At 68.5% G+C, this 20,037-nt stretch carries 18 protein-coding genes and 2 pseudogenes; 6 read left to right on the forward strand and 14 right to left on the reverse strand.

All coding sequences use genetic code 11. The features are described from left to right. Positions 1-2 precede the first annotated feature (2 nt). Positions 3-182, reverse strand: a pseudogene (locus tag QFZ76_RS19055) (transcriptional regulator); the annotation flags it as partial. Between QFZ76_RS19055 and QFZ76_RS19060 the strand changes: the two are divergent. Continuing rightward, positions 171-466, forward strand: a pseudogene (locus QFZ76_RS19060) (ATP-binding protein); the annotation flags it as partial. The pseudogenes QFZ76_RS19055 and QFZ76_RS19060 sit on opposite strands and share 12 nt — an antisense overlap. A gap of 226 nt (positions 467-692) precedes the next feature. Here the strand turns inward: QFZ76_RS19060 and QFZ76_RS19065 are convergent. The 9 genes from QFZ76_RS19065 to QFZ76_RS19105 form a co-directional block, all read right to left on the reverse strand. Beyond that, the gene (locus QFZ76_RS19065; protein ID WP_307674865.1) at positions 693-1,076 is read right to left on the reverse strand and encodes a hypothetical protein; all 384 of its coding nucleotides are present in this window, start codon (positions 1,074-1,076) and stop codon (positions 693-695) included. A gap of 106 nt (positions 1,077-1,182) precedes the next feature. After that, positions 1,183-1,545: a toxin-antitoxin system YwqK family antitoxin gene (locus tag QFZ76_RS19070; protein ID WP_307674866.1), complete on the reverse strand. Its 363-nt coding sequence runs from the start codon at positions 1,543-1,545 to the stop codon at positions 1,183-1,185. 20 nt (positions 1,546-1,565) lie between these two features. Then, positions 1,566-1,853, reverse strand: coding sequence for a hypothetical protein (locus tag QFZ76_RS19075; RefSeq protein ID WP_307674867.1), 288 nt, complete (start codon positions 1,851-1,853; stop codon positions 1,566-1,568). 856 nt (positions 1,854-2,709) lie between these two features. Continuing rightward, positions 2,710-3,474, reverse strand: coding sequence for a hypothetical protein (locus tag QFZ76_RS19080; RefSeq protein ID WP_307674868.1), 765 nt, complete (start codon positions 3,472-3,474; stop codon positions 2,710-2,712). Positions 3,475-3,493: 19 nt separating this feature from the next. Then, positions 3,494-6,016: a hypothetical protein gene (locus QFZ76_RS19085; RefSeq protein ID WP_307674869.1), complete on the reverse strand. Its 2,523-nt coding sequence runs from the start codon at positions 6,014-6,016 to the stop codon at positions 3,494-3,496. After that, a complete protein-coding gene (locus QFZ76_RS19090; protein WP_307674870.1) occupies positions 6,013-6,405 on the reverse strand; it encodes a DUF6507 family protein in 393 nt (130 codons plus the stop codon). Before QFZ76_RS19090 ends, QFZ76_RS19085 begins: the two co-directional genes overlap by 4 nt. 41 nt (positions 6,406-6,446) lie before the next feature. Continuing rightward, positions 6,447-6,761 (reverse strand): pore-forming ESAT-6 family protein, encoded by a 315-nt coding sequence (locus QFZ76_RS19095; protein WP_266439510.1) that lies wholly within the window; start codon positions 6,759-6,761, stop codon positions 6,447-6,449. 80 nt (positions 6,762-6,841) lie between these two features. Further along, positions 6,842-7,168: a hypothetical protein gene (locus QFZ76_RS19100; protein WP_307674871.1), complete on the reverse strand. Its 327-nt coding sequence runs from the start codon at positions 7,166-7,168 to the stop codon at positions 6,842-6,844. Positions 7,169-7,318: 150 nt separating this feature from the next. Continuing rightward, positions 7,319-8,506: a PP2C family protein-serine/threonine phosphatase gene (locus QFZ76_RS19105; protein ID WP_307674872.1), complete on the reverse strand. Its 1,188-nt coding sequence runs from the start codon at positions 8,504-8,506 to the stop codon at positions 7,319-7,321. 162 nt (positions 8,507-8,668) lie between these two features. Here QFZ76_RS19105 and QFZ76_RS19110 point away from each other — a divergent pair, with 162 nt between their 5' ends. Further along, positions 8,669-9,898 (forward strand): GNAT family N-acetyltransferase, encoded by a 1,230-nt coding sequence (locus QFZ76_RS19110; RefSeq protein WP_307674873.1) that lies wholly within the window; start codon positions 8,669-8,671, stop codon positions 9,896-9,898. A gap of 18 nt (positions 9,899-9,916) precedes the next feature. Here QFZ76_RS19110 and QFZ76_RS19115 read toward each other — a convergent pair whose 3' ends face one another. Both QFZ76_RS19115 and QFZ76_RS19120 read right to left on the reverse strand, forming a co-directional pair. Continuing rightward, the gene (locus QFZ76_RS19115) at positions 9,917-10,726 is read right to left on the reverse strand and encodes an Fpg/Nei family DNA glycosylase (RefSeq protein ID WP_307674874.1); all 810 of its coding nucleotides are present in this window, start codon (positions 10,724-10,726) and stop codon (positions 9,917-9,919) included. Positions 10,727-10,850: 124 nt separating this feature from the next. After that, positions 10,851-11,336, reverse strand: coding sequence for a ribose-5-phosphate isomerase (locus tag QFZ76_RS19120; protein ID WP_307674876.1), 486 nt, complete (start codon positions 11,334-11,336; stop codon positions 10,851-10,853). A gap of 229 nt (positions 11,337-11,565) precedes the next feature. Between QFZ76_RS19120 and QFZ76_RS19125 the strand changes: the two genes are divergently transcribed. Beyond that, entirely contained in the window at positions 11,566-13,014 is a 1,449-nt protein-coding gene (locus QFZ76_RS19125; RefSeq protein ID WP_307674877.1) for an amino acid permease, read from the forward strand. 60 nt (positions 13,015-13,074) lie between these two features. Here QFZ76_RS19125 and QFZ76_RS19130 read toward each other — a convergent pair whose 3' ends face one another. Beyond that, a complete protein-coding gene (locus QFZ76_RS19130; protein WP_307680064.1) occupies positions 13,075-15,141 on the reverse strand; it encodes a serine/threonine-protein kinase in 2,067 nt (688 codons plus the stop codon). A 293-nt stretch (positions 15,142-15,434) separates the two neighbouring features. On the opposite strand from QFZ76_RS19130, the gene QFZ76_RS19135 reads away from it, so the two are divergent. After that, entirely contained in the window at positions 15,435-16,157 is a 723-nt protein-coding gene (locus QFZ76_RS19135; RefSeq protein WP_307674878.1) for an LPXTG cell wall anchor domain-containing protein, read from the forward strand. Between the two features lie 70 nt (positions 16,158-16,227). After that, positions 16,228-17,568, forward strand: coding sequence for an FAD-binding oxidoreductase (locus QFZ76_RS19140; protein ID WP_307674879.1), 1,341 nt, complete (start codon positions 16,228-16,230; stop codon positions 17,566-17,568). Here the strand turns inward: QFZ76_RS19140 and QFZ76_RS19145 are convergent. Next, the gene (locus QFZ76_RS19145) at positions 17,558-18,136 is read right to left on the reverse strand and encodes a biotin transporter BioY (protein ID WP_307674880.1); all 579 of its coding nucleotides are present in this window, start codon (positions 18,134-18,136) and stop codon (positions 17,558-17,560) included. The two genes, QFZ76_RS19140 and QFZ76_RS19145, sit on opposite strands and share 11 nt — an antisense overlap. A gap of 478 nt (positions 18,137-18,614) precedes the next feature. On the opposite strand from QFZ76_RS19145, the gene QFZ76_RS19150 reads away from it, so the two are divergent. Continuing rightward, positions 18,615-19,838 carry an ROK family transcriptional regulator gene (locus QFZ76_RS19150; protein ID WP_307674881.1) on the forward strand — a complete coding sequence of 408 codons (1,224 nt, stop codon included), beginning with the start codon at positions 18,615-18,617 and terminating at the stop codon, positions 19,836-19,838. Positions 19,839-20,037: the final 199 nt, after the last annotated feature.

Below are 20,037 nucleotides of genomic sequence, written 5' to 3' on the forward strand. Positions count from 1 at the left end.
CCTCACAGCTCTTTCATCAGCCTGTGGATGAAGTCACGCGACCTAACGGGGTCGAGCGACGCGGCCTCCACTTTACGGAAGAGCGTTCGAAAGGCCTCCAGTTGGGCTTCGAAGTCGACCAAGGCGGCACCGTGGGGTGCGTCGCGCACCACGGTGTCCAGCTTGGGCACCGCGCCTCCGACGTCGCGGAGCTCCTCGCGGCCGAGCTGGTCTCCAACGCCGTACGCCACACCAAGGGCCCGCTGCCCTGCGCGTGCGCTGGTCGGCGGGTGTACTGCGGATCGGGGGATGGGACGCGGACCCCGAACCACCGGAACCGCCGCGGCCGTTGAACCGGGTCGCCGACAACGAGGACGGACGTGGACTGGCACTCGTCCGGGCGTGCGCCGACACATGGGGGTGGCAACCGCTGAGCAGACACGGCAACCGGGGCAAGTACGTGTGGTGCGAGCTGAAGGCGGCCTAGAAGGAGGAGTAGTCCTCGCCTCCAAGTAGTACCCGCCGGTGGGGTGAAGGTGGAAGAACCGACCGTTGGCGTCGACCAGGACCCCGTTGCGCTCATGAGCTCACTCGGCTCCGCAGGAGCCCGCCACCCGGAACCCGTCCGTCGACCTCTTCGGTGAGCGGCCACCCTCGTACAGGAGCCAGTGGCCGCGACCCAGGTCCACCTCAGGCATCGAGGTCGCTGCGTTTCACAGTCGAGCTCGGATTTCCTTGGCGACTTCCATGAGGCTCGACGGGACCTCAGTCGGCATGACGTAGTCGAAATCCCTGATCCACTCCAGGAATTCGGCCGGCAGAGCGACGTGATGCGTTCTCACGTAGAACCAGAGATCTCCTCGCCATACCCACTCTCCGTCCGAGTAGATGGAGTCGCCGCCCATGATGGTTCGGCCAGAACCCAGAACATCTTCCGAGGAACCCATGACGCTGAAAAGGTCATGCCCGGCCAGCAAGTACTGGATGATCTCTCGCTCATCGTCATATGCGGAGTCAGCGAGGAAATCCCGCATACTCCCTCTCGGCGCCCCAAAAGCAGGCGACCACAGCTCTCGGAAGTGATCAGCGATCTTCATGAAAGGTAATACCCTCCGCTCGGGGCTGCCCCAGCGCCGCCCATACGTACTGCGGCCCGGCACGTCCGCTTGAGCAAGGAAAAGGTGTCATGTCACCCCTGCAGAGTCACGTTTTCCCAGGCCCAGGTCTGGCTCCCGCCTCATCCCACTCATAGTGGGAGAGCGGGGTCCCGCCGTCAGAGCCGTGAAGCTCCTTCGTGGCAAGAACGCCGTTCTCGTGCCAGCTCTTGTACTCACCGGACAAGCTGCCCGTCCGCATCGATCCCTCCGCACGAAGGACTCCGCTCTTGAACCACTCACGGAACGGCCCGTCCCGGTAACCATCCGTGTAGGCCACGAGACTCACACGATGCCCTGCGGGGTACTCCTCGACCTCCCCTGTGAGGAGTTCACCCCGATACAGGAGTCGCTGGGCATAGTCGAGGTCCACCTTGAGGTCACCGAGACGGCTGCGCTTCACACTCACCACCAGGGCAGGTAATTCAGCCGTTAATTTGGCGGAGCAGGCTGCTTTTCCTGCCCTTCGAAGAGATATCGATACAAACTGCCCAAGTATTCGTACAGAGCCTCATCACCATCGAACTCGATATCCGTCAGGCGTTCGTAATCACCGACGGAAAGCTCTCCCGTGCGCAACACCGACTCCAGGCCCACTCGGACCGCATTGACGTATTCTTCCTTGAACGCATGCAAGGTCGGACGCAGGTGGCCCGTGGTTTCGTAAGCCTGCTCCAAACCAAGATATACCTTGATGAACTTCTCAAGTTCCCTATTCACGACTTCAACCTCGATTACGGATGACGGCCCGTTGCAGGGTTGGCATACATGGTAATGAGCTTCCAGTCACCGTCCTCCATGCGACAAACGGGACGAATAGTGCCGCCCGCGAAGTCGACAGGCAGGAACTCGTTCAGATCCGCCGGGTTTCGATAGAACCCGCTGAAGCGCTTGCGACCTTCGGGGCCGAGAAGGGTCGCCACTCAGGAACTGCTGTTCAGGATCGAGCACATCAACGGCAGCGCCCATGACAGTGAAGATTTCATGACCAGCACGAAGATATTCGGTAATCTCAATCTCGTCATGACAAGGAGTGGGCGCAAGGAAGTCACGAATACTTCCGACAGGAGTTCCGAAAGCCGGAGTCCACAGCTCCTGGAAGAACCCTGCGATCTTCACGGTGTGCACCTATCTTAATGACTGAGCGGGAAATAGGTTCGCCAATATCCATTGTCGTAGGTCTTCGGCACCTGAACCGGTCCCCTCAGTCTGGAAACGCCACGGAAGTCGAACGGACCCCAAATGTCACACGGCGCCTGCAAGGTACTCCTCGACCTCCCGGTGAAGAGTTCACCCCGATACAGGTAGTCGCTGGGCATAGTCGAGGTTTGCCTCGGGATCATCCAGATCGATGCGTGGCAACCCGGGCTCCGTTCAGCGCGTAGCGTGAGTTTCGTGATGGCCGACTCGATGAACCGGGCCGCTTCGACGGTCCTTTCAAAGTCGACCATGGCCGCACCATGGGGTGCATCGCCCACCACGGTGCCCAGCTTGGCTCAGCGCCTCCCGCGCACGTCATAGTGCTCGCGGCACCGGCGAACTTCTCGCGGCACAAGCCAGTTGGCTCGGACCTGGATCAAAGAGCCTGTTTGACCTGGGCGCGTACGTCGTCGTCGCCAACAGTGATCAAGTAGTCGGCGAACTGGCGAGTCTCGGGCGTCTTCGCCCGCTGCACGATCGTCACCGCGTGGACGAGCGCACGGTGACTGGCATCGTGGCTCAGCACATCCTGCGCGAGACTCACGGCTGTTGCCGCGTCCACTGGCGCCACTGCCGCGGCCAGGTCGACGAGTTGGGTCGCCAGGTCGAACCTCTGCGGCCGGCGGGCGGCAAGCTTCGTGGTCCCTCGGGTCACAACCTCCCGGATGTCAGGAAGTACATCCGCAACAGTCCGCTCGTCGAGCAGATCTCCGAGCTTCTCGTCGAAGTACTCCCTGTCCGCGATCTGCACCAAGGATCGGAACGCCTCAGTGCGAGACAGCCGCGTCTCCTTCTCTCGCGCCAGCACATCGCTGTCGGAGACGGCGAGCGATAGCTGAGCAAAGGTGTTGTCAACAGAGAACTTGCGGTCGATCAGGATGTCGTACCAGGGCGCCCGCTCGGGATCACGGGCGGCGTCGATCACTGCGTCGAACCCCGCCGGCTCCGCCCAGGTCGTCAGCGCCACGCACGCCAGAAACCGCTCCCGCTCCACGGCCGACTGATCGTTCAAGAGGTCAACCAGACCCGGAACGCGTTCGCGGTGCCGGGGATCGTCGAGCGCCTCATAGATGACGTCCTCGACATCCGACACCGGCTGCCCGTCGAAATCCGTACCCAACAATGCGTCGAACCGGCTCACGGTGGACTCCTTCACAATCTCAGCCACCGAACGGACCCTCGATGTATTCCCGCGGGACGACGCCCTTGATCAGCCATTCCTGGTCCCGTCGGGTGTTCATCATGTCGATCATACGCTGGGCGATGCGCTTGGCCTTCGTGTTGCTCAGGCCCATCGACCGCGCAAGTTCCTCCGCCTGAGACTTGGTGGTGCCCGGCGGTACGGTCAGATCCACAGGCCGCCCCGCGATCTTGTCCGCCGTTTCTTGGATATGGCCCTGAACCCGCTCCGGCGGATAGACCTCCACATCACTGACACGCCCGGCGGCGATGTCGCGCTCCAGTCGGTCCAGATCCACACGAATGCGGTTTGACCCAAAGGCCTTGGCGTTGGCCCCCTCAGAGCTCAGCGAGGTGAACGGGCTGTCGGACTTGGCCGGGTCCCGTCCCACGATGTGGTCGACGACGCTTGCCCGGCCGTCGGGATTCGCAGGTACGAGATCACCGTCCGCATTCAAGTGCGACTTGCGTTGTCCCTTGGCATTGTGCTCCGAGGTGAAGTTGTCATCCTGCCGAATGAGGCCAGGCTTTTTCTCCTCTGGGCCCGGGTTGCTGTCATGGGGCGGCGGAGTCCCGTCGTCGTTACCCCCAACGCCTGCGCCCTCTCCTCGGCCGTCTTGGCTGTGCGCAGTGGACGCATCGTCGGCATCCGCGTGCCCACCGCCGGAAGCTCCATCGTCAGCGTTGCCGCCTGAGGGGGTGTCATGGCTAGAGCCGTGCCCAGCCTGAGTGGTGTGCTGATGGGCACCCGCCGACGTGCCGGTGGTTTCGGGTGAGCCGCCCGGTGCTTCTGGGCCTGCCGTGTGCCCGGTGCCGAGGTCGTCGGCCGGGCCACCAGGAAGTTTCTCACCCGCGCCGCCGACCGAGAGGTCGTGGCCGGCCTGAGCTGTCGGAATGTCATGGCCCGCTTGTACGGGGAGGTCGTCACGGGTGGTACGACCCACGTCACCCAGGTCGTGACCTACGCTGCTACCGAGGTGGACAGGCTGCTCGGCGGTACGAGCGCCCGCGCCCACCAGCGCCGGTTCCTTCACCGCGGAGTCCACTCGCGGCCCGCCCGCGCCATCGGCCGGGTTGCCCGACGTCGGCCTGTCCACCACGTCCGTGGGCGCGTTGTCGACGTTGTCGACCATGTTGCCCTGGTTGTCGAGGAGGTTGCCGTTCGGGTCCATGTACTGGGCCGGGGAGCCGTCCACGCTCGGCAGTTTCGTCGTGCCCGCGGGAAGGACCGGGGTGTCGTCCGGGAGTTTGATGTTGCCGTCGGGCAGCCGGGTCGCGCCGTCCGGGATCGTGGCGCCCTCGGGCAGGTTCACCGTGCCGTCGGGGAGCTTGACCGCGCCTTCGGGGAGAGTGAAGGCGTTCTCCGGGAGGGCGGGGATGTCGATGTTGCCGACACCCTTCAACGCCGCACTGATGTCGCCGATCTTCGACAGGCCGGCGCCCGCGCCCTTGGCGATGTACGTCATCGGGTCGAGGACCCGGCCCGCCTTGCCCGCCGCCGACAGGACCTTCGCCACCGCACCGGCCTTGCCCGCGCCCGCGACGCCGGCGCCCGCACCACCCGTGAACACGGTGGTCACCACGTTGAAGGTGACCGCGCCCGCCGCACGACCGGGGTTCTTCCCCCACTCGTCCCACGCCACCAGCGCCTTGCCCGTCTCCTTCATCGCGGTGCGCGAATCACGGATCCAGGAGGGGAGTTTGTCGTCCGGTAGCGCCCAGAACAGCACCTGCGCACCCGGCATCATGCTGAGCGTCAGGCCGGTCGCCAGCTGGGCAAGGCCCTTCCAGGCCTGGCCCATCGCGTCCCAGCCGCCGAAGCCCACCAGCATGCCCAGGCCCTTGATCGTGCCCCAGATGCCGTCCACGATCAGGCCGTCCCACACGAACGACTTCACCCAGTGGCCGACCTCGTACCAGTGATGCTTCTCCTCCACCGGGTCACCCCAGGGAAGCTTCGCGTTCTTCATGTCGTCCGCGGAGAAGCCGTACTGGTCCTTACGCTCGGAGCCGTCCCCGGCGACCATCTGCGTGCCGCCCCACAACGCCGTGATCTTGTTGTGAGCCGTCCGCTCCGCAGCCCAGAACGCCGCCACCGTCGCGGTGATGTCGTCCCGGATCTGGTTGTGCTCCTCGACCTTGTCGCCGTCGTACTCCCACTCGTCGTCGTCCTTGACCGACGAGACAAACGTCGTCGCGTCCGTCTTCAGCTGCTTCAGCTTGTCGACGAGGGGGCGGATCTCCGTCGCGTACGACGACAGGGCGGACGACACGGTTTCGAGGTCGTCCGCGAACGTGTCCGCGCGCTCCTTGACCGGCTTCGTCGTCGCGAAGAGCTGCTCCGCCTCCGGAGCCGTGTAATACGCCGACAGGCCCTGGAACTGCGAATGAACGTCCCCGCCGGTCGTACGGACATGCCCCGCGTCCTTCTTCAGGTCCGCGTGGTCGATCTCCAGCTGGGCCAGGTCACCGGTGTACTGGGGAATCTGGTCCGGCTGGATCATGCCTTGCCCGCCCCCGGCATATCCAGCTTCGGCTCGGACAACGCAGCGCGCTGCGCCTCCGTCGCCATCTCCTGATCACCGTTGAGGTAGGCCGTCGTGGCGTCCACCGCACCCTGCAACGACTTGCCGGCCCGGGCAGCGACGTACTGAAGATCCTTCGACGCACGCTCCGCGTACTGCGACAACGCCAGGGCCACCAGACCACCCGCGGCCTTCTCGCCACCCTCGCCGCCACCGCCGCCCTCGGCGGAGATCGTGCCGGCACTGGTAGCCGCCGACGTCAGGTGCTCGCCGAACGCCTTCGCGTACTTCTCCAGGTCCGACGCGGTCTCCCCCGTCGTCTTCAACACCCCTGAAATACCTTGCGGCTTCAGATCCCAGCCCGGCACAACAGCCCCCGTATCCCCGAAGTTCCCACTGCCCTACAGACTCAGCCGATGTTGTCGACCGCGGCCTTCGCCCGCTGAGCCGTCGACTGCGCCGTGCTGTCGTTCTTTTCCAGCGTCGACTTCAGCAGCGCGATGATGCTCTTCACCTCGTTGGAGGCGTTGTTCCACCGCTGCTCCTTGCCGTGATACTCGTCCGACACACCGTCCGCCGTGAAGTCGGCCATCGCAGCCTTCACCTGGCTGTCACGGTTGGCGATCACCGTTTCGAGGCGACCGATCACCGCCTGGATGTTGGACTGCGCGTCCGCGGACGCACCCGTGTCGTACGACCGACGATCCGCACCTGAAGGCGCCATCACACACCACTCCCCGAGAGTTGAAAGAAAGCCCACCAAGGGCCGACGAACTACAGAACGGCAGAACGAAGCCCGAGGGCTCAGCGGAAGCGCGCCGCGTCGAAGTTCGCGGCACCCATCTGCTGCTTCGCGTTGTCGCCCTGCTCCTGGTCACCGGAGCTGAACGCCGAGTCCATCCCCGACTGACCGCCGAGGATGGCCGCCAGCGAGGCGTTGAGCTCCTTGGCGATCCCGTCCGCACGGTTCTTGAAGTCGTCGAACATCACACGACCCGCACCGTTGAACTTGCCCTCCAGCGGCGCCGCCGCCTGCACCAACTGCCCGATCAGCGCGCCGAGGTCATCGCTCGAGCCCCGCGAATCACGCTGGAGCTGCGACAGCGTCTGCGCACCCATGTCGAACTTCATTACGCCCTCCCCCATTGGGTCCTGACCACCACATCGTGTGCATTACATCTCTACCAACTCCCTGATTGCCCATGCAATCGGGTACCGGCGGTAGTTACAGAGGCAGCACAAACCCATGACCGAAGCATGGGTGCGTATGCGGACAAACACTCACTGGGTGGACGACGCGGCCGCCGCCGTCGGCCCCTCGCGGCAGATCAGCAGCAGTGCCCGGTCGTCGTTGACGTCCTTCGCCACCGCCTCGATCAGGTGCCACGCCGCTCCGTGGAAGCCGCCGGCCACATAGCGGTCGGCCTCGCCGGTGAGGCGGTCGATGCCCTCGACGATGTCGCGTTCGGACGTTTCCACCAGACCGTCCGTGAACAGCATCAACACGTCGCCCGGGCGCAGCGAGCCCTTCACGGGGTCGAACTGCGCGCCGTCGTACACACCGAGCAGCGGGCCCTCCGCGGCCTTCTCCTCCCAGCGGCCGCTGCCCGCACTGAGCTGGAGCCCCGGCGGGTGGCCCGCGGAGTACAGCTCGTAGTCCCCCGAGTCCAGGTCCAGGACCAGGTGGATCGAGGTCGCGAAGCCCTCGTCCCAGTCCTGGCGGAGCAGGTAGCCGTTGGCGGCCGGCAGGAACGCGTGTGGGGGGAGCGAGCCGAGCAGGCCGCCGAAGGCGCCCGACAGGAGCAGGGCGCGCGAACCCGCGTCCATGCCCTTGCCCGACACGTCCGTCAGGACGACCTCCATCGTGCGGCCGCCGTTCGTGCGGGCCGCGACAACGAAGTCACCGGAGAACGACTGACCGCCCGCCGGGCGCAGCGCCATCTCCCGGTGCCAGCCCTGCGGCAGCTGCGGCAGCTTGCTCTGCACGCGGATGCGTTCGCGCAGGTCGAAGAGCATCGTGCCGCCGCGCCGCCAGGGCACGCCGACCCGGCTGCGGAACTGGGCGATGAGGAGACCGAAGAAGCCGCAGGCGGCGACCACCAGGACCACGCCCGGGGTGACCCTGGACGGGCCCTCCGTGTACGGGCCCAGCTGCACCGACTCCACGATCAGCGCGGTCGCCGCCGCCGCGTACAGGCCGAGCAGGCTCGCCGGGCGCAGCAGCAGGCCGCCCGCGACGATCGGCAGGACCAGCGCGGCCGGGGAGCACCACACCGAGTTGGCCAGTGTCGTGGCCGCGATCAGCGGGACGGTGATCAGCAGGCCGACCATCGCGACCCAGTCCGAGCCGTCGCCGCGGAAGTAGTCGACGGCGCTTCTGCGCATGCCGACGCGGGCCCGGTGCCACTGCATCTTCCACCGGGCCGTGAACGTCTCGGCTTCCGCGCGCCGCTCTCGTCCTGCTGCCATTAGTTCGGGACCCTATCCATCGGACCAGGTGCTTGGCACGGGAGGTCCCACTTGTCCCCCGTCCGAGGCTCAACTTCACAGTGAACTTCACAGATAGCCATCGTGGCGCCATCAAGGCGAAATTCCCTGGCCCGTCCTGCAATGCCCTGGTAGGCATGGTTCATGGGGACTGACGTGCGGGTACTGCAGCGGGACGACTGGGACCAGTGGTACGACAACCTGCTCCGCGCCTTCGGCGGGGTTCCGGAGTCGTCCGAGGAGCGGGAGCTGTGGAGCTCGCTCACCGAGACCGACCGTTCCATCGGGGTCTGGGACGGTGACGTGTGCGTGGGCACGGCGGGGGCGTTCAGCTTCCGGCTGACCGTGCCGGGCGGCGCCGCGGTGCCGGCCGCCGGCGTGACCATGGTCAGCGTGGCCGCCACGCACCGGCGGCGCGGGGTGTTGCGCTCCATGATGCGGCGGCAACTGGACGACGTACGGGAATGGGGCTGGCCGCTCGCCGTGCTGACGGCCTCGGAGCCCCCGATCTACGGGCGGTTCGGGTACGCCGCGGCGACGCACTGCGTGAACGTCGAGGTCGACACGACGCGCGTACGGCTGTCCGTGCCGCCCGGCACCGATGACGTACGCCTGCGGTACGCCGCGCCGGCCGACGTCCTCGACGCGTGCGAGGCGGTGTACGCGCGCAAGGCGCCCGGCCGGCCGGGGATGTTGGCGCGGCTGCCCGGGTGGGAGCGCCTCGGGTTGCTCGATCCGGAGAGCGGCCGGGACGGGGCGTCGCCCCTGCAGTGCGTGGTGGCCGAGCGGGGCGGCGAGGTCGTGGGGTACGCGCGCTTCCGGATCAAGCCGGAGTGGGACGCCGCCGGGCCCAAGGGCGTGGTGGTCCTGCGCGACACGGAGGCACTGGACGCGGCGGCGCATGCCGCGCTGTGGCGGTTCCTGTTCGAGATCGACCTGACGTCGAAGCTCACCGCGCCGGGACGGCCGTCGGACGAGCCGTGGCTGTCCATGGTGTCCGACATCCGGCGGTGCGGGTTGCGGGTGCGGGACTCCCTGTACGTCCGGCTGGTGGAGGTCGGCGCCGCGCTGGAGGCGCGGACCTATCAGGCGCCGGTGGACGTGGTGTTCGAGGTCGAGGACGACTTCTGCCCCTGGAACGCGGGGCGTTGGCGGCTCGCCGGGGACGCGAAGGGCGCGTCGTGCGCTCGTACGACGGATGCGGCTGATCTTGCCCTGTCGGTACGGGAGTTGGGGGCCGCGTACCTCGGCGGTGTGAGCCTGGTCTCGCTGGGCGCGGCCGGTCGGGTGCGGGAGCTGCGGCAGGGGGCGCTGGCGGAGGCGGCCGTGGGGTTCGGGTCGACGGTCGCGCCCTGGCTGCCCCACGGGTTCTAGACCGGTTCCGGACCTGCCTCAGGGCTTCTGGCAGGTCGGGCACCAGAAGAGGTTGCGGGCGGCGAGATCGGCGGTGCGGATCTCGCCGCCACAGATGTGGCAGGGCAGGTTGGCCCTGCGGTACACGTAGACCTCGCCGCCGTGGTCGTCGACGCGCGGCGGGCGGCCCATCGCCTCCGGGGTGTGTTCGGGGCGGACGGTGTCGATGCGGTTGTTGCGGACGCCCTCGCGCATGAGGTCGACGAGGTCGTGCCAGATCGCGTCCCACTCGGCGGGGGTGAGGCTCTGGCCGGTGCGGTACGGGTCGACGCGGTGCCGGAAGAGGACCTCGGCGCGGTAGACGTTGCCGACGCCGGCGACGACCTTCTGGTCCATGAGCAGGGCGGCGATCGTCGTACGGCTGCGGGAGATCCGTCGGTACGCGGTGTCCGGGTCGGCGTCCTCGCGGAGGGGGTCGGGGCCGAGGCGGTCGTGTATCGCGTCCTTCTCGGTGTCCGTGATCAGGGCGCAGGTCGTGGGGCCGCGGAGATCGACGTACGACGTGCTGTTCGCGAGCCGGAGGCGGACGGTGTCCGTGGGCGGGGGTGCGGGGGCCGGGCCGAAGGTGACCTTGCCGAAGAGGCCCAGGTGGATGTGGATCCACTCACTGTCGCGGAAGCCCAGGAAGAGGTGCTTGCCGTGGGCCTCGGTGGCGGTGAGTTCCGTGCCGGTGAGGAGGGCGGCGGAGTCGGTGAACTTGCCCTGGGGGCTGGTCACCTGCGGTGCGGTGTTTTTGAAGGCCGCGGCGTAGTCCTGGGCCAGCCGGTGGATCGTGTGCCCTTCCGGCACGGTGCGGTTCCTTTCCCTGCCCCTGGGGCTCCGCCCCAGACCCCGCCAGGGGCTCCGCCCCCTGGACCCCCTTACCTATGCCCACCCACCGCCCGTCTCGGTGGGTCAAGAGGAACCGCAGTGACTACTGCTGCGGGTGGTGTGCCGGGATCGGCGGCAGGTCGCCCGTCGTCTCGTAGTCGGCCAGCATCTCGATGCGGCGGATGTGACGCTCATCACCGGAGAACGGCGTGTTCAGGAAGGTCTCGACGAACTTGGTCGCCTCCTCCTCGGTGTGCATACGCGCGCCCACCGCGACGACGTTCGCGTTGTTGTGCTGGCGGCCGAGGGACGCCGTCTCCTCGCTCCAGGCGAGGGCCGAGCGCACGCCCTTCACCTTGTTCGCGGCGATCTGCTCGCCGTTGCCGGAGCCGCCGATCACGACGCCGAGGGCCTCGGGGTCCGCGGCCGTCCGCTCGGCGGCGCGGAGGCAGAACGGCGGGTAGTCGTCCTGGGCGTCGTAGATGTGGGGACCACAGTCGACCGGGTCGTGGCCCGCTGCCCTGAGCCACTCGACGAGGTGGTTCTTGAGTTCGAAGCCGGCATGGTCGGAGCCGAGATACACGCGCATGGGACGAGTGTGACACGGGCGTTTCAGGGCAGCAGCTCGGGGGGCCAATCCAGAAAACTGTGGGCAACACTACAGAACCTCAGGAAAAGCTCAAGTAACGATCCGGAATCAAAGGTTCACCAATCCCTTTGCCTCCGATTCACTGGACCAACCCGTACGCCGCTCGTACGGGAACCCGCACCTCCCCCCGTGCGGGATGAGCTCACCCGGCGCAAAGGAACCCCCTCCTATGACTTCGCAGCCGACCCTTCCCAAGGCCGGACAAGACCCCGGAGCCTCAGGCCGACCCGGCGAACCCGGCAACGGCCTCCAGGCGGGACTCAAGAACCGTCATCTCTCGATGATCGCCATCGGCGGTGTCATCGGGGCCGGACTGTTCGTCGGGTCCAGCTCCGGTATCGCCACCGCGGGCCCCGGCATCCTCCTGTCGTACGCGCTCGTCGGCACGCTCGTGGTGCTGGTGATGCGGATGCTCGGCGAGATGTCCGCCGCCAACCCGACCTCGGGTTCGTTCTCCGCGCACGCCGACCGGGCGCTCGGGCCGTGGGCCGGATTCTCCATCGGCTGGCTGTACTGGTTCTTCTGGGTCGTCGTCCTCGCGGTGGAGGCCACCGCCGGTGCCAAGATCCTCGAAGGGTGGATACCCGCCGTACCGCAGTGGGGGTGGGCCCTCATCGTGATGGTGGTCCTCACCGCCACCAACCTCGTCTCCGTCGGCTCCTACGGCGAGTTCGAGTTCTGGTTCGCCGGGATCAAGGTCGTGGCGATCGGTGCGTTCATCGTCATCGGCGGGCTTGCCGTCTTCGGCGTGCTACCCGGCGCCGACAGCGACCAGGCCGGGCTCGGCAACCTCACCGAGCACGGCGGCTTCCTGCCCAACGGGCCCGGCGCGATCCTCACCGGTGTGCTGCTCGTCGTCTTCTCCTTCATGGGCAGCGAGATCGCCACCCTCGCGGCCGGCGAGTCCGAGGACCCGCAGCGGGCCGTGACGAAGTCGACCAACAGCATCATCTGGCGTATCGGCGTCTTCTACCTCGGCTCGATCTTCGTCGTCGTGACGCTGCTGCCCTGGGACGCCCAGTCCATCCAGGACGACGGTTCCTACGTCGCCGCCCTCGACTCCCTGGGTATCGCGCACGCCGGTCAGATCATGAACTTCATCGTGCTGACCTCGGTGCTGTCCTGTCTCAACTCCGGGCTCTACACGGCCTCCCGCATGGCCTTCTCGCTCGGCCAGCGCGGTGACGCGCCGAAGGCGTTCGCGCGGACGACGAGCCGTGGTGTGCCGCTCGCGGCGATCGTGGCGTCCGTCGTGTTCGGGTTCGTCGCCGTGTTCTTCAACTACAAGTTCCCCGACTCCGTCTTCCTCTTCCTGGTCAACTCCAGTGGTGCCGTCGCCCTGTTCGTGTGGCTGGTGATCTGTTTCTCGCAGCTGCGGATGCGGAAGATCATCCAGGCCGAGGCGCCGGAGAAGCTCGTCGTGAAGATGTGGCTGTACCCGTACCTGACCTGGGCGACGGCCGCGCTGATCGTCTTCGTCCTCGGCTACATGCTGACCGACACCGAGCACGACGGCCGCGACACCGTGCTGCTGTCGCTGCTCGTCGCGGCGGGCGTGATCGTCATCGCCTTCGTGAAGGAGAAGGTCAAGGGCGGGCGCGCGGTCACGAAGGTCTGATCGCCACGCACGTGAGAGGGGGCGTACGGCACGTGCCGTACGCCCCCTTCGGCGTCCCCCTCACAGCACCGTGAAGCTGTCCCTCACCTTGCCGTACGTCTCGAGGGCTTGCGCCTCGATGTCCGGCTGGTACCAGGTGTTGATCTGGTACGACTTCCCGTTCTCGTTGAAGCCCAGCAGCTGGGCGTGCCAGGGGACGCCCTCCAGGGTGAAGGTGTACTCCCAGACGACCGCGGGGTTGCCGCGGAACGTCGTCTCCTCCAGGCGGATCTTCTGGTAGTCCCTGCCCTTGCGGGCGTTCTGTTCGGATGTCCGCCAGCTCTCCATCAGGTCGCCGCGGGCGAGGGATGACTTGGCGGCCAGCTCCTGCTTGCCGTCCGGGGACGTGTAGTGCACCTCGGCGCCCGTCTTGATGTCCCGCCGCCAGCCGGCCGGCGTCGCCCACGCGAACCCGCCCGCCTCCCGGCGCACCCCCGGCGGCAGGCTCTGCGGCCTCGACGTGCCCTCGACGGTGGGCGACGGGCTGTCGCTCGGGGTGGTGGACGGGGCCTGTGACGGGGCCGGTGAGGAGGAGGCCGACGGGGACCCTCCAGCCCGGTTGTCGTCCGGCGAGCCGCTCGTCGCCGCCAGGACGATCGCGACGACCGCACCGGCGGTGACCACGCCCACGGCGGCGACCAGGCCCGTACGACGTCCCGCGCGCCGCCTGCGCCGGGGGTCCGCCGGGATGGCGGGGCCGGGGAGTTCGCCCGGCGGCATGGGGAGCGGGGCGGGGGAGGCGGGTGCGGGGCGGCGTTCTGTCTGCGCCTGGGCGCGGAGGAGTGAGACGCCGGTGACGGTGGGGGCGGCCCCTCCGGCTGCTGCGGTGCCCACGGAGTTGCCGGACGGGGTCCGGGAGCGGGTCTCCGAACGCAGCTCGGACGCGGCTTCGGTGGAGGCGCTGGCCGGTCGGGGAGCGGGGACAGGGGTGGAATCGGGAGTGGATTCGGGTGTGGGCGCCGGTCCCGACCGCGATACGGGTGTGGCCTCCGGCATCGGTGCCGGTGTCCTGGGGTCGCGCAGCGTGCGCAGATGCCGGGTGTTCACGAACGGCGGCGTGGGCGACTCCTCGGGTGCCGAGGGGAGGGGTGGCGTCGCGTCCTGGATGTCCGGCGCCTCCGGTTCGGCCTCCGGTTCGGGTAGTGGTTCGAGTTCTGGTTCCGGCTCCTCGTCCCTGCCCTGGACCGGCCGGTCCTCAACCGGCCGTTCCTCGGCCAAGGCTTCTTCCGGAGGCGCCGGAGCTTCCGGGGGCGCCGGAGCCGCTGGAGCCGCCCCCTCCCGAGACGCGCCCCCCGCCTCTCCCCCGCCCACCGGCACGGTCGGCATCGTCGGCGCCGCCGGATACGCGAGCGACCGTAGGGACGCCTCCAGTTCCTCCAGCCCCGGCCGTACCGTCGGCTCCTTCTCCAGCAGGGCGGCCAGGATGTCCCGCAGCGGGCCTTGCGCGGCGGGGAGTTCGGGCTCCTCGTACAGGACGGCGTGCAGCGTCGCCAGTGTCGTGTCGCGGGAGAAGGGGGAGCGGCCGCCCATGGCCGCGCACAGGGTCGCGCCGAGGGACCACACGTCGGACGGCGGGCCCTGCGGGCGGCCGGAGACCCGCTCGGGGGCCATGTAGTCGGGCGAGCCGACCAGCATGCCGACCATGGTGAGCGCCTTGGCGTCCTGGATCGCGGCGATGCCGAAGTCCGTGAGCACGATGCGCCCTGCGCGGTTCTCCACCAGGACGTTGCCGGGTTTGATGTCCCGGTGCAGGACGCCCCGGTCGTGCACCTGGCGCAGCGCCTCCACCAGGCCGAGTCCGAGCCGTGCCGTCTCGCGCGGGCCGAGCGGGCCGTCCTCGGCCATGATGCGTTCGAGGGAGCGGCCGGCGACCAACTCCATGACGATCCACAGGCGTTCGCCCTCGTCGACCACGTCATACACGCGAACGACGTTGGGGTGGTCGATCCTCGCGGTGGCCCGGGCCTCGCGCAGGGTCCGTTCTCGGCGGGTGCGGGCGTCCTCGGCGTCGAGACCGTCTATACGCATCTCCTTGACGGCGACCTGCCGGTCGAGTATTTCGTCGGCGGCTCGCCACACCCGCCCCATTCCCCCCTGGCCGATACTTTCGACCAGGCGATAGCGCCCTGTCACCAGAAGCCCTGGAACTCCACCGCTCCTCGTATTCCCCGTATTCCCCGTATTCCCCGTATTCCCCGTATTTCCCGTATTCCCCGGCAATCCGCTGCACCCCCCTCACATGCCTTCGGACCTCACATGCCTTCGGACGTTCCCGACCGGAACACAATGGTCACACTTCGCGCCGTACCAGCATAGTGCGGAGAAATCTTGTGGTACCTCTTCAAGTACTGCGAATTCAGGCGCAGCCAAGGGGGACGAACATGAGTTCTCGTCGTGCGACGACCATCGCGGGATCGCTGGTCACGGCATCTTTCTCGGCCGTGTTGATCCTTTCCGGAACCGCCGGTGCGGATGACCAGGGGCCCGGGAGCAGCAAGGGGGGAAAGGCCGTTGACGAGGCGCCGGCGGGCGTGCAGCTGACCACGCTGCTGCCAGAGAAGATCTCGGTCGACAACAGCTCGCAGGAAACGGACATCACCGCCACGGTGAAGAACGAGGGGACCAAGGACAGCGGCAAGATCAGGCTTTTGGTCGTCGGTTTCGACGGACTCACGGTCAAAAACGTTCAAGGCTGCTCTCCGATTGACGGAAAAGACCTTCCGGAAGGCTCGAGCAGCGGTTTCAGCTGCCCCATCGACAATCTGGCGGCCGGTAAGTCGGAGTCGTACGCCGTCGACGCGACATTCGATCTCGGCAAGACCGGAAAGATCTGTCTGCCGGTGCAGACCAGCGACGGGAAGAAGACGTTCTGGCAGCAGGGCCCGGTTCCGTTCGGTACGACGAACCCGTCGCCGAACGCCCCGGCCACCCCGCTGCTGCTCGGCACCGACAACAAGCCGGTCGGGCCGGGCGGCGACGAGCTGCCGAACACCGGTTTCGAGCGTGCCGTCCTGCCGCTGGGGGCGGCGGGCACGGCGCTGCTGGCCGTTGGCGCGGCCGGGCTGTGGTGGTCGCAGCGGCGGCCGGAGCAACAGGAGAACTGATCCCGCGGATTCTCGGGGACGAGGCATAACCTGACGGCACCTGTCAGGTTATGCCTCCACCATCGGCCGTATGAATCACCTGACCTACACGACAGACCCGCACGCTCTGCCCGTCCTGCGCCCCGGCGACCCCGGCTACGACGCCGAACTCGCCGGCTTCCAGACCGGGTTCGTGCAACGCCCCGCCCTCGTGGTCGCCGCCCGCTCCCCCGGTGACGTGGTCGCCGCCGTCCGGTACGCGGCCGACCGGAAGCTGCCGGTCGGCGTCCAGGCCGCCGGGCACGGCATCCCGGGCCCCTCGGAGGGTGGCGTCCTCGTCACGACCGCACGCATGGACGCGGTTCGTATCGACCCCGAAGCGCGCACGGCCCGCCTCCAGGCCGGCGTCCGTTGGGGCCGGGTCGTCGAGGCCGCCGAGCCGTACAGACTCGCGCCGCTCAACGGCTCCGCGCCGTCCGTCGGTGCCGTCTCCTCCACGCTGGGCGGCGGACTGGGCATCCTGGCCCGCGAGTTCGGTTACGCGGCCGACCATGTGCGCGCGCTGGACGTCGTCACCGGCGACGGCGAGCTGCGGCACGTGACCCGCGCGTCCGACCCCGACCTGTACTGGGCGCTGCTCGGCGGCGGAGCCGCCCTCGGCATCGGCATCGTCACGGAGCTGGAGATCGGCCTCGTCCCCGTCCGCACGCTCTACGGCGGCTCGCTCGCCTTCGACGGCCGCGAGGTCGGTCCGGCGGTCGTGCTGCGGGCGTACGAGGAGTGGACGCGGACCGTGCCCGACGGGCTGACCTCGTCCTTCGCCGCCGTACCGTATCCGGACCTGCCGGCATTGCCGCCGCACCTGCGTGGGCGGTACGTCGTCTCAGTACGGGTCGCCCACACCGGCAGTGACGGCGATCAACTCGTCGCCCCGCTGCGGAAGATCGGGCCGGTGCTCGCCGACTCGCTGCGCGAGATGCCGTACGCCGAGAGCCACACCATCCACAGCGACCCGGACTTCCCGCACGCCTACTACGGGGACAGCGCGGTGCTGAGCAGGCTCGACGCCGACAGGGCCGCCGAGCTGCTCGCGCGCACCGGGCCGGACGCGGGCGCCATGTGCGTCGTCCAGGTCAATCACCTGGGCGGGGCACTCGCGCGGCCGGCGCCCAACTCGGTGCCGTATCGCGAAGGGCGTTTCCTGCTGCGGTTGTTGACCATGGGCGATCGGGAGGCGGCCCGCCGGATCCTGGACCCCGCCTTCGCGCTGCTCGCGCCCGTCACGCTCGGGCGGGCGGTCAACTTCACGTTCGGGGCGGGCGACCGGGCCGAGGGGCTGTACGAGGCGGAGACGCGGAAGAGGCTCGCCGGAGTGAAGTCGCAGTACGACCCGGCGAACCTCTTCCGGAACAGTTACCGGGTCAGCGCTTGACGAGCTTCCAGGCGGAGGGCAGCAGGCCCATCGCCAAGGCCGCCTTCACGGCGTCGCCGATCAGGAACGGGGTGAGGCCGGCCGCGATCGCGGCGGACGCCGAGAGGCCGGCCGCGTAGGCGAGGTACGGGACGCCGACGGCGTAGATGATCGCCTCGCCCACCAGCATCGTGCCCGCCATGCGGAGCATCGAGCGGTCGGCGCCGCGGCGGGCCAGGGCGCCCACGGCGGCGGACGCGAGCAGCATGCCGAGGATGTAGCCGAAGGAGACGGAGACTCCTGAAGTGCCGTTCGCGAACCACGGCACACCGGCGAGACCGGCCAGCGCGTAGACGACGAGCGCCAAGAGGCCGCGGCTCGCGCCGAGCGTCGTGCCGACCAGCAGCGCGGCGAAGGTCTGGCCGGTCACCGGCACCGGGGAGCCCGGCACGGGCACCGCGATCTGGGCGGCGAGGCCGGTGAGCGCGGCGCCGCCGACCACGAGGGCCACGTCCCGGACACGGGAGGCGGGGAGCAGGTCGGCGAGGACCTGCCCCGGGCGAGCGGGGGCGACGGCAGCGGTGCTCATGGGGACTCCGCGGGGTGAAGGGCACGGGGGACACGGCGACGCTATCCCAGCGCCCTCGCGCCGATCACCGTCAGCGCTCGACAAAGGGTGGAGCGCGGGCTTGGTGGGCTCCGGACAAAGGGTGGGAGTTACACGGTGTTCGGGGTGATGCTGGTCACTGAGGTGACGTGGCGTGGGATACGGAGGGGCGGCGGGCTGGATCTGTCGGATCCCGCCAAGGGGCTCGCCGCGCGGATCGCCGCGTGGACACCCGCCGTCTCGCCCGTCGGTCGCCGTCTGGGCAGCGCGGGACCGTTTTGCTAGCTTCGGGCGCATGGTTGCCCAGGCCCGGAACTTCTCCTCGCGTCGCCACGTCGATCTGCGACGCGTGGGCACGGCCGTCTGTCGCCTCCGGTAGGTCGGGGCGGGCGGAGCGGATCCGGTGCGCCTCGACTCATGAGTCGGCGCACTGTCGGACCCGTTCCTGAGGATGATCTTCATGCCCCGTACCGCGACAGCACACCCTCCTGCCTCCCCGTCTCCGCCTTCTTCCCTTCCGCGCGCCGCCGATCCCGACCGGCGCCGGACCAGCGCCAGCGTCGTGCTGCGTTCCGTGCTGGAGCACGGGCCGGTCGCGCGCAGCACCATCGCCCGGCTGACCGGGCTGTCCCCGGCCTCGGTGACCGACTACTGCGCGCGGTTCACGCGGGCCGGGCTGATCCGTGAGGCCGCCGCGCCCCGGCAGTCCAAGGGTGTGGGCCGACCCCATGTGCCCGTCGACCTGGACGACTCGCGGTTCGTGGTGGGCGGCCTCCATGTGGCCGTGCCCTACACCACGGTCGCGCTGCTGGATCTGCGCGGCCGGGTGGTCGCCGAGCGGCGTCTGAAGCACCCGGCCGGGGCTGTCGAGTCCCGGCAGGTGCTGGCGCGGGCCGCCGACGGGCTGGCCGCGCTGCTCGCGCGGGCTCCGGAGCGCCGGCCGCTGGGTGTCGGTGTGGCGGTCGGCGGCTGGGTGGACCGGGACTCCGGGACCGTGGTGGCGCACCCGCTGCTGGGCTGGCGGGATGTGCCGGTGCGGGATGTGGTCGCCGCACACACCGGGCTGCCGGTCCATGTGGACGGACATGCGCGGGCCTTGGTCAACGCGGAGCGGCTGTTCGGGCGGGCCCGTGGCAGCGGGAGCATGCTGCACCTGTTCGTCGGCAACGTCGTCGACGCGGCGTTCGCCACCCACGACGAGGTGCACCACGGTCCGCGCAGCCAGGCGGGTGCCATCGCCCATCTGCCCGTGCCGGGCGGCACGGAGGCGTGCGCGTGCGGGCGTACCGGCTGCCTCCAGGCCGAGTTGAGTGAGCGCACCCTGTGCCGGCAGGCGCGGGAGGCAGGTGTCACCGACGGCGTGAACCCGATGCACGTGGTCGCCGCGGCGGCCGGCGGCGACCGGGCCGCCGTACGGCTGTTGGTGGACCGTGGGCATCGGGTCGGGCGGGCGGTCGGGCTGCTGCTCGACGTGCTCAACCCGGAGATCGTCGTCGTCACCGAGATCGGTGTCCTGCACCGGGAGGACTGCCTCTCCGCGCTGCGGGAGGCGGTCGGGGCGGAGCGGGCGGCGGCCGTGATGCCGACGAGTTTCGCGGATTCCGTGCTTGCCGTGGCGGGCGGATCGGTGGCTCTCGACGTGCTGTACCGGGATCCGTTGGGCGCCTCACCTGAGGCGAATTAATTCAGAAATGCGGAATATTGACAGGCCCGGCCCGAGGGAAGGAACATCCTGGTCATGAGCTGTCGCACCCTCTGTTGCTGACGCGTTGCCGCGCTTGAAGCGCGCGCCCACCTCTCTTCCTGCGTGAATTCCCTTGTCGGGCTCCGGGCTTTCCTCTGCCCGGAATCGCGCGCGCGTTTCCCTTCACCTCTCGCTTCAC

Origin of the sequence: Streptomyces sp. V4I2, assembly GCF_030817655.1 — a bacterium.
GTDB classification, from domain to species: domain Bacteria; phylum Actinomycetota; class Actinomycetes; order Streptomycetales; family Streptomycetaceae; genus Streptomyces; species Streptomyces plumbiresistens.

What these genes read in the sequence shown, in the direction of transcription:
- QFZ76_RS19065 (WP_307674865.1), bottom strand. Translation starts at nt 1,076, where the DNA reads ATGAAGATCGCTGATCACTTCCGAGAGCTGTGGTCGCCTGCTTTTGGG.
- QFZ76_RS19085 (WP_307674869.1), bottom strand. Translation starts at nt 6,016, where the DNA reads ATGATCCAGCCGGACCAGATTCCCCAGTACACCGGTGACCTGGCCCAG.
- QFZ76_RS19095 (WP_266439510.1), bottom strand. Translation starts at nt 6,761, where the DNA reads ATGGCGCCTTCAGGTGCGGATCGTCGGTCGTACGACACGGGTGCGTCC.
- QFZ76_RS19100 (WP_307674871.1), bottom strand. Translation starts at nt 7,168, where the DNA reads ATGAAGTTCGACATGGGTGCGCAGACGCTGTCGCAGCTCCAGCGTGAT.
- QFZ76_RS19105 (WP_307674872.1), bottom strand. Translation starts at nt 8,506, where the DNA reads ATGGCAGCAGGACGAGAGCGGCGCGCGGAAGCCGAGACGTTCACGGCC.
- QFZ76_RS19110 (WP_307674873.1), top strand. Translation starts at nt 8,669, where the DNA reads ATGGGGACTGACGTGCGGGTACTGCAGCGGGACGACTGGGACCAGTGG.
- QFZ76_RS19120 (WP_307674876.1), bottom strand. Translation starts at nt 11,336, where the DNA reads ATGCGCGTGTATCTCGGCTCCGACCATGCCGGCTTCGAACTCAAGAAC.
- QFZ76_RS19125 (WP_307674877.1), top strand. Translation starts at nt 11,566, where the DNA reads ATGACTTCGCAGCCGACCCTTCCCAAGGCCGGACAAGACCCCGGAGCC.
- QFZ76_RS19130 (WP_307680064.1), bottom strand. Translation starts at nt 15,141, where the DNA reads ATGGGGCGGGTGTGGCGAGCCGCCGACGAAATACTCGACCGGCAGGTC.
- QFZ76_RS19135 (WP_307674878.1), top strand. Translation starts at nt 15,435, where the DNA reads ATGAGTTCTCGTCGTGCGACGACCATCGCGGGATCGCTGGTCACGGCA.
- QFZ76_RS19140 (WP_307674879.1), top strand. Translation starts at nt 16,228, where the DNA reads ATGAATCACCTGACCTACACGACAGACCCGCACGCTCTGCCCGTCCTG.
- QFZ76_RS19145 (WP_307674880.1), bottom strand. Translation starts at nt 18,136, where the DNA reads ATGAGCACCGCTGCCGTCGCCCCCGCTCGCCCGGGGCAGGTCCTCGCC.
- QFZ76_RS19150 (WP_307674881.1), top strand. Translation starts at nt 18,615, where the DNA reads ATGCCCCGTACCGCGACAGCACACCCTCCTGCCTCCCCGTCTCCGCCT.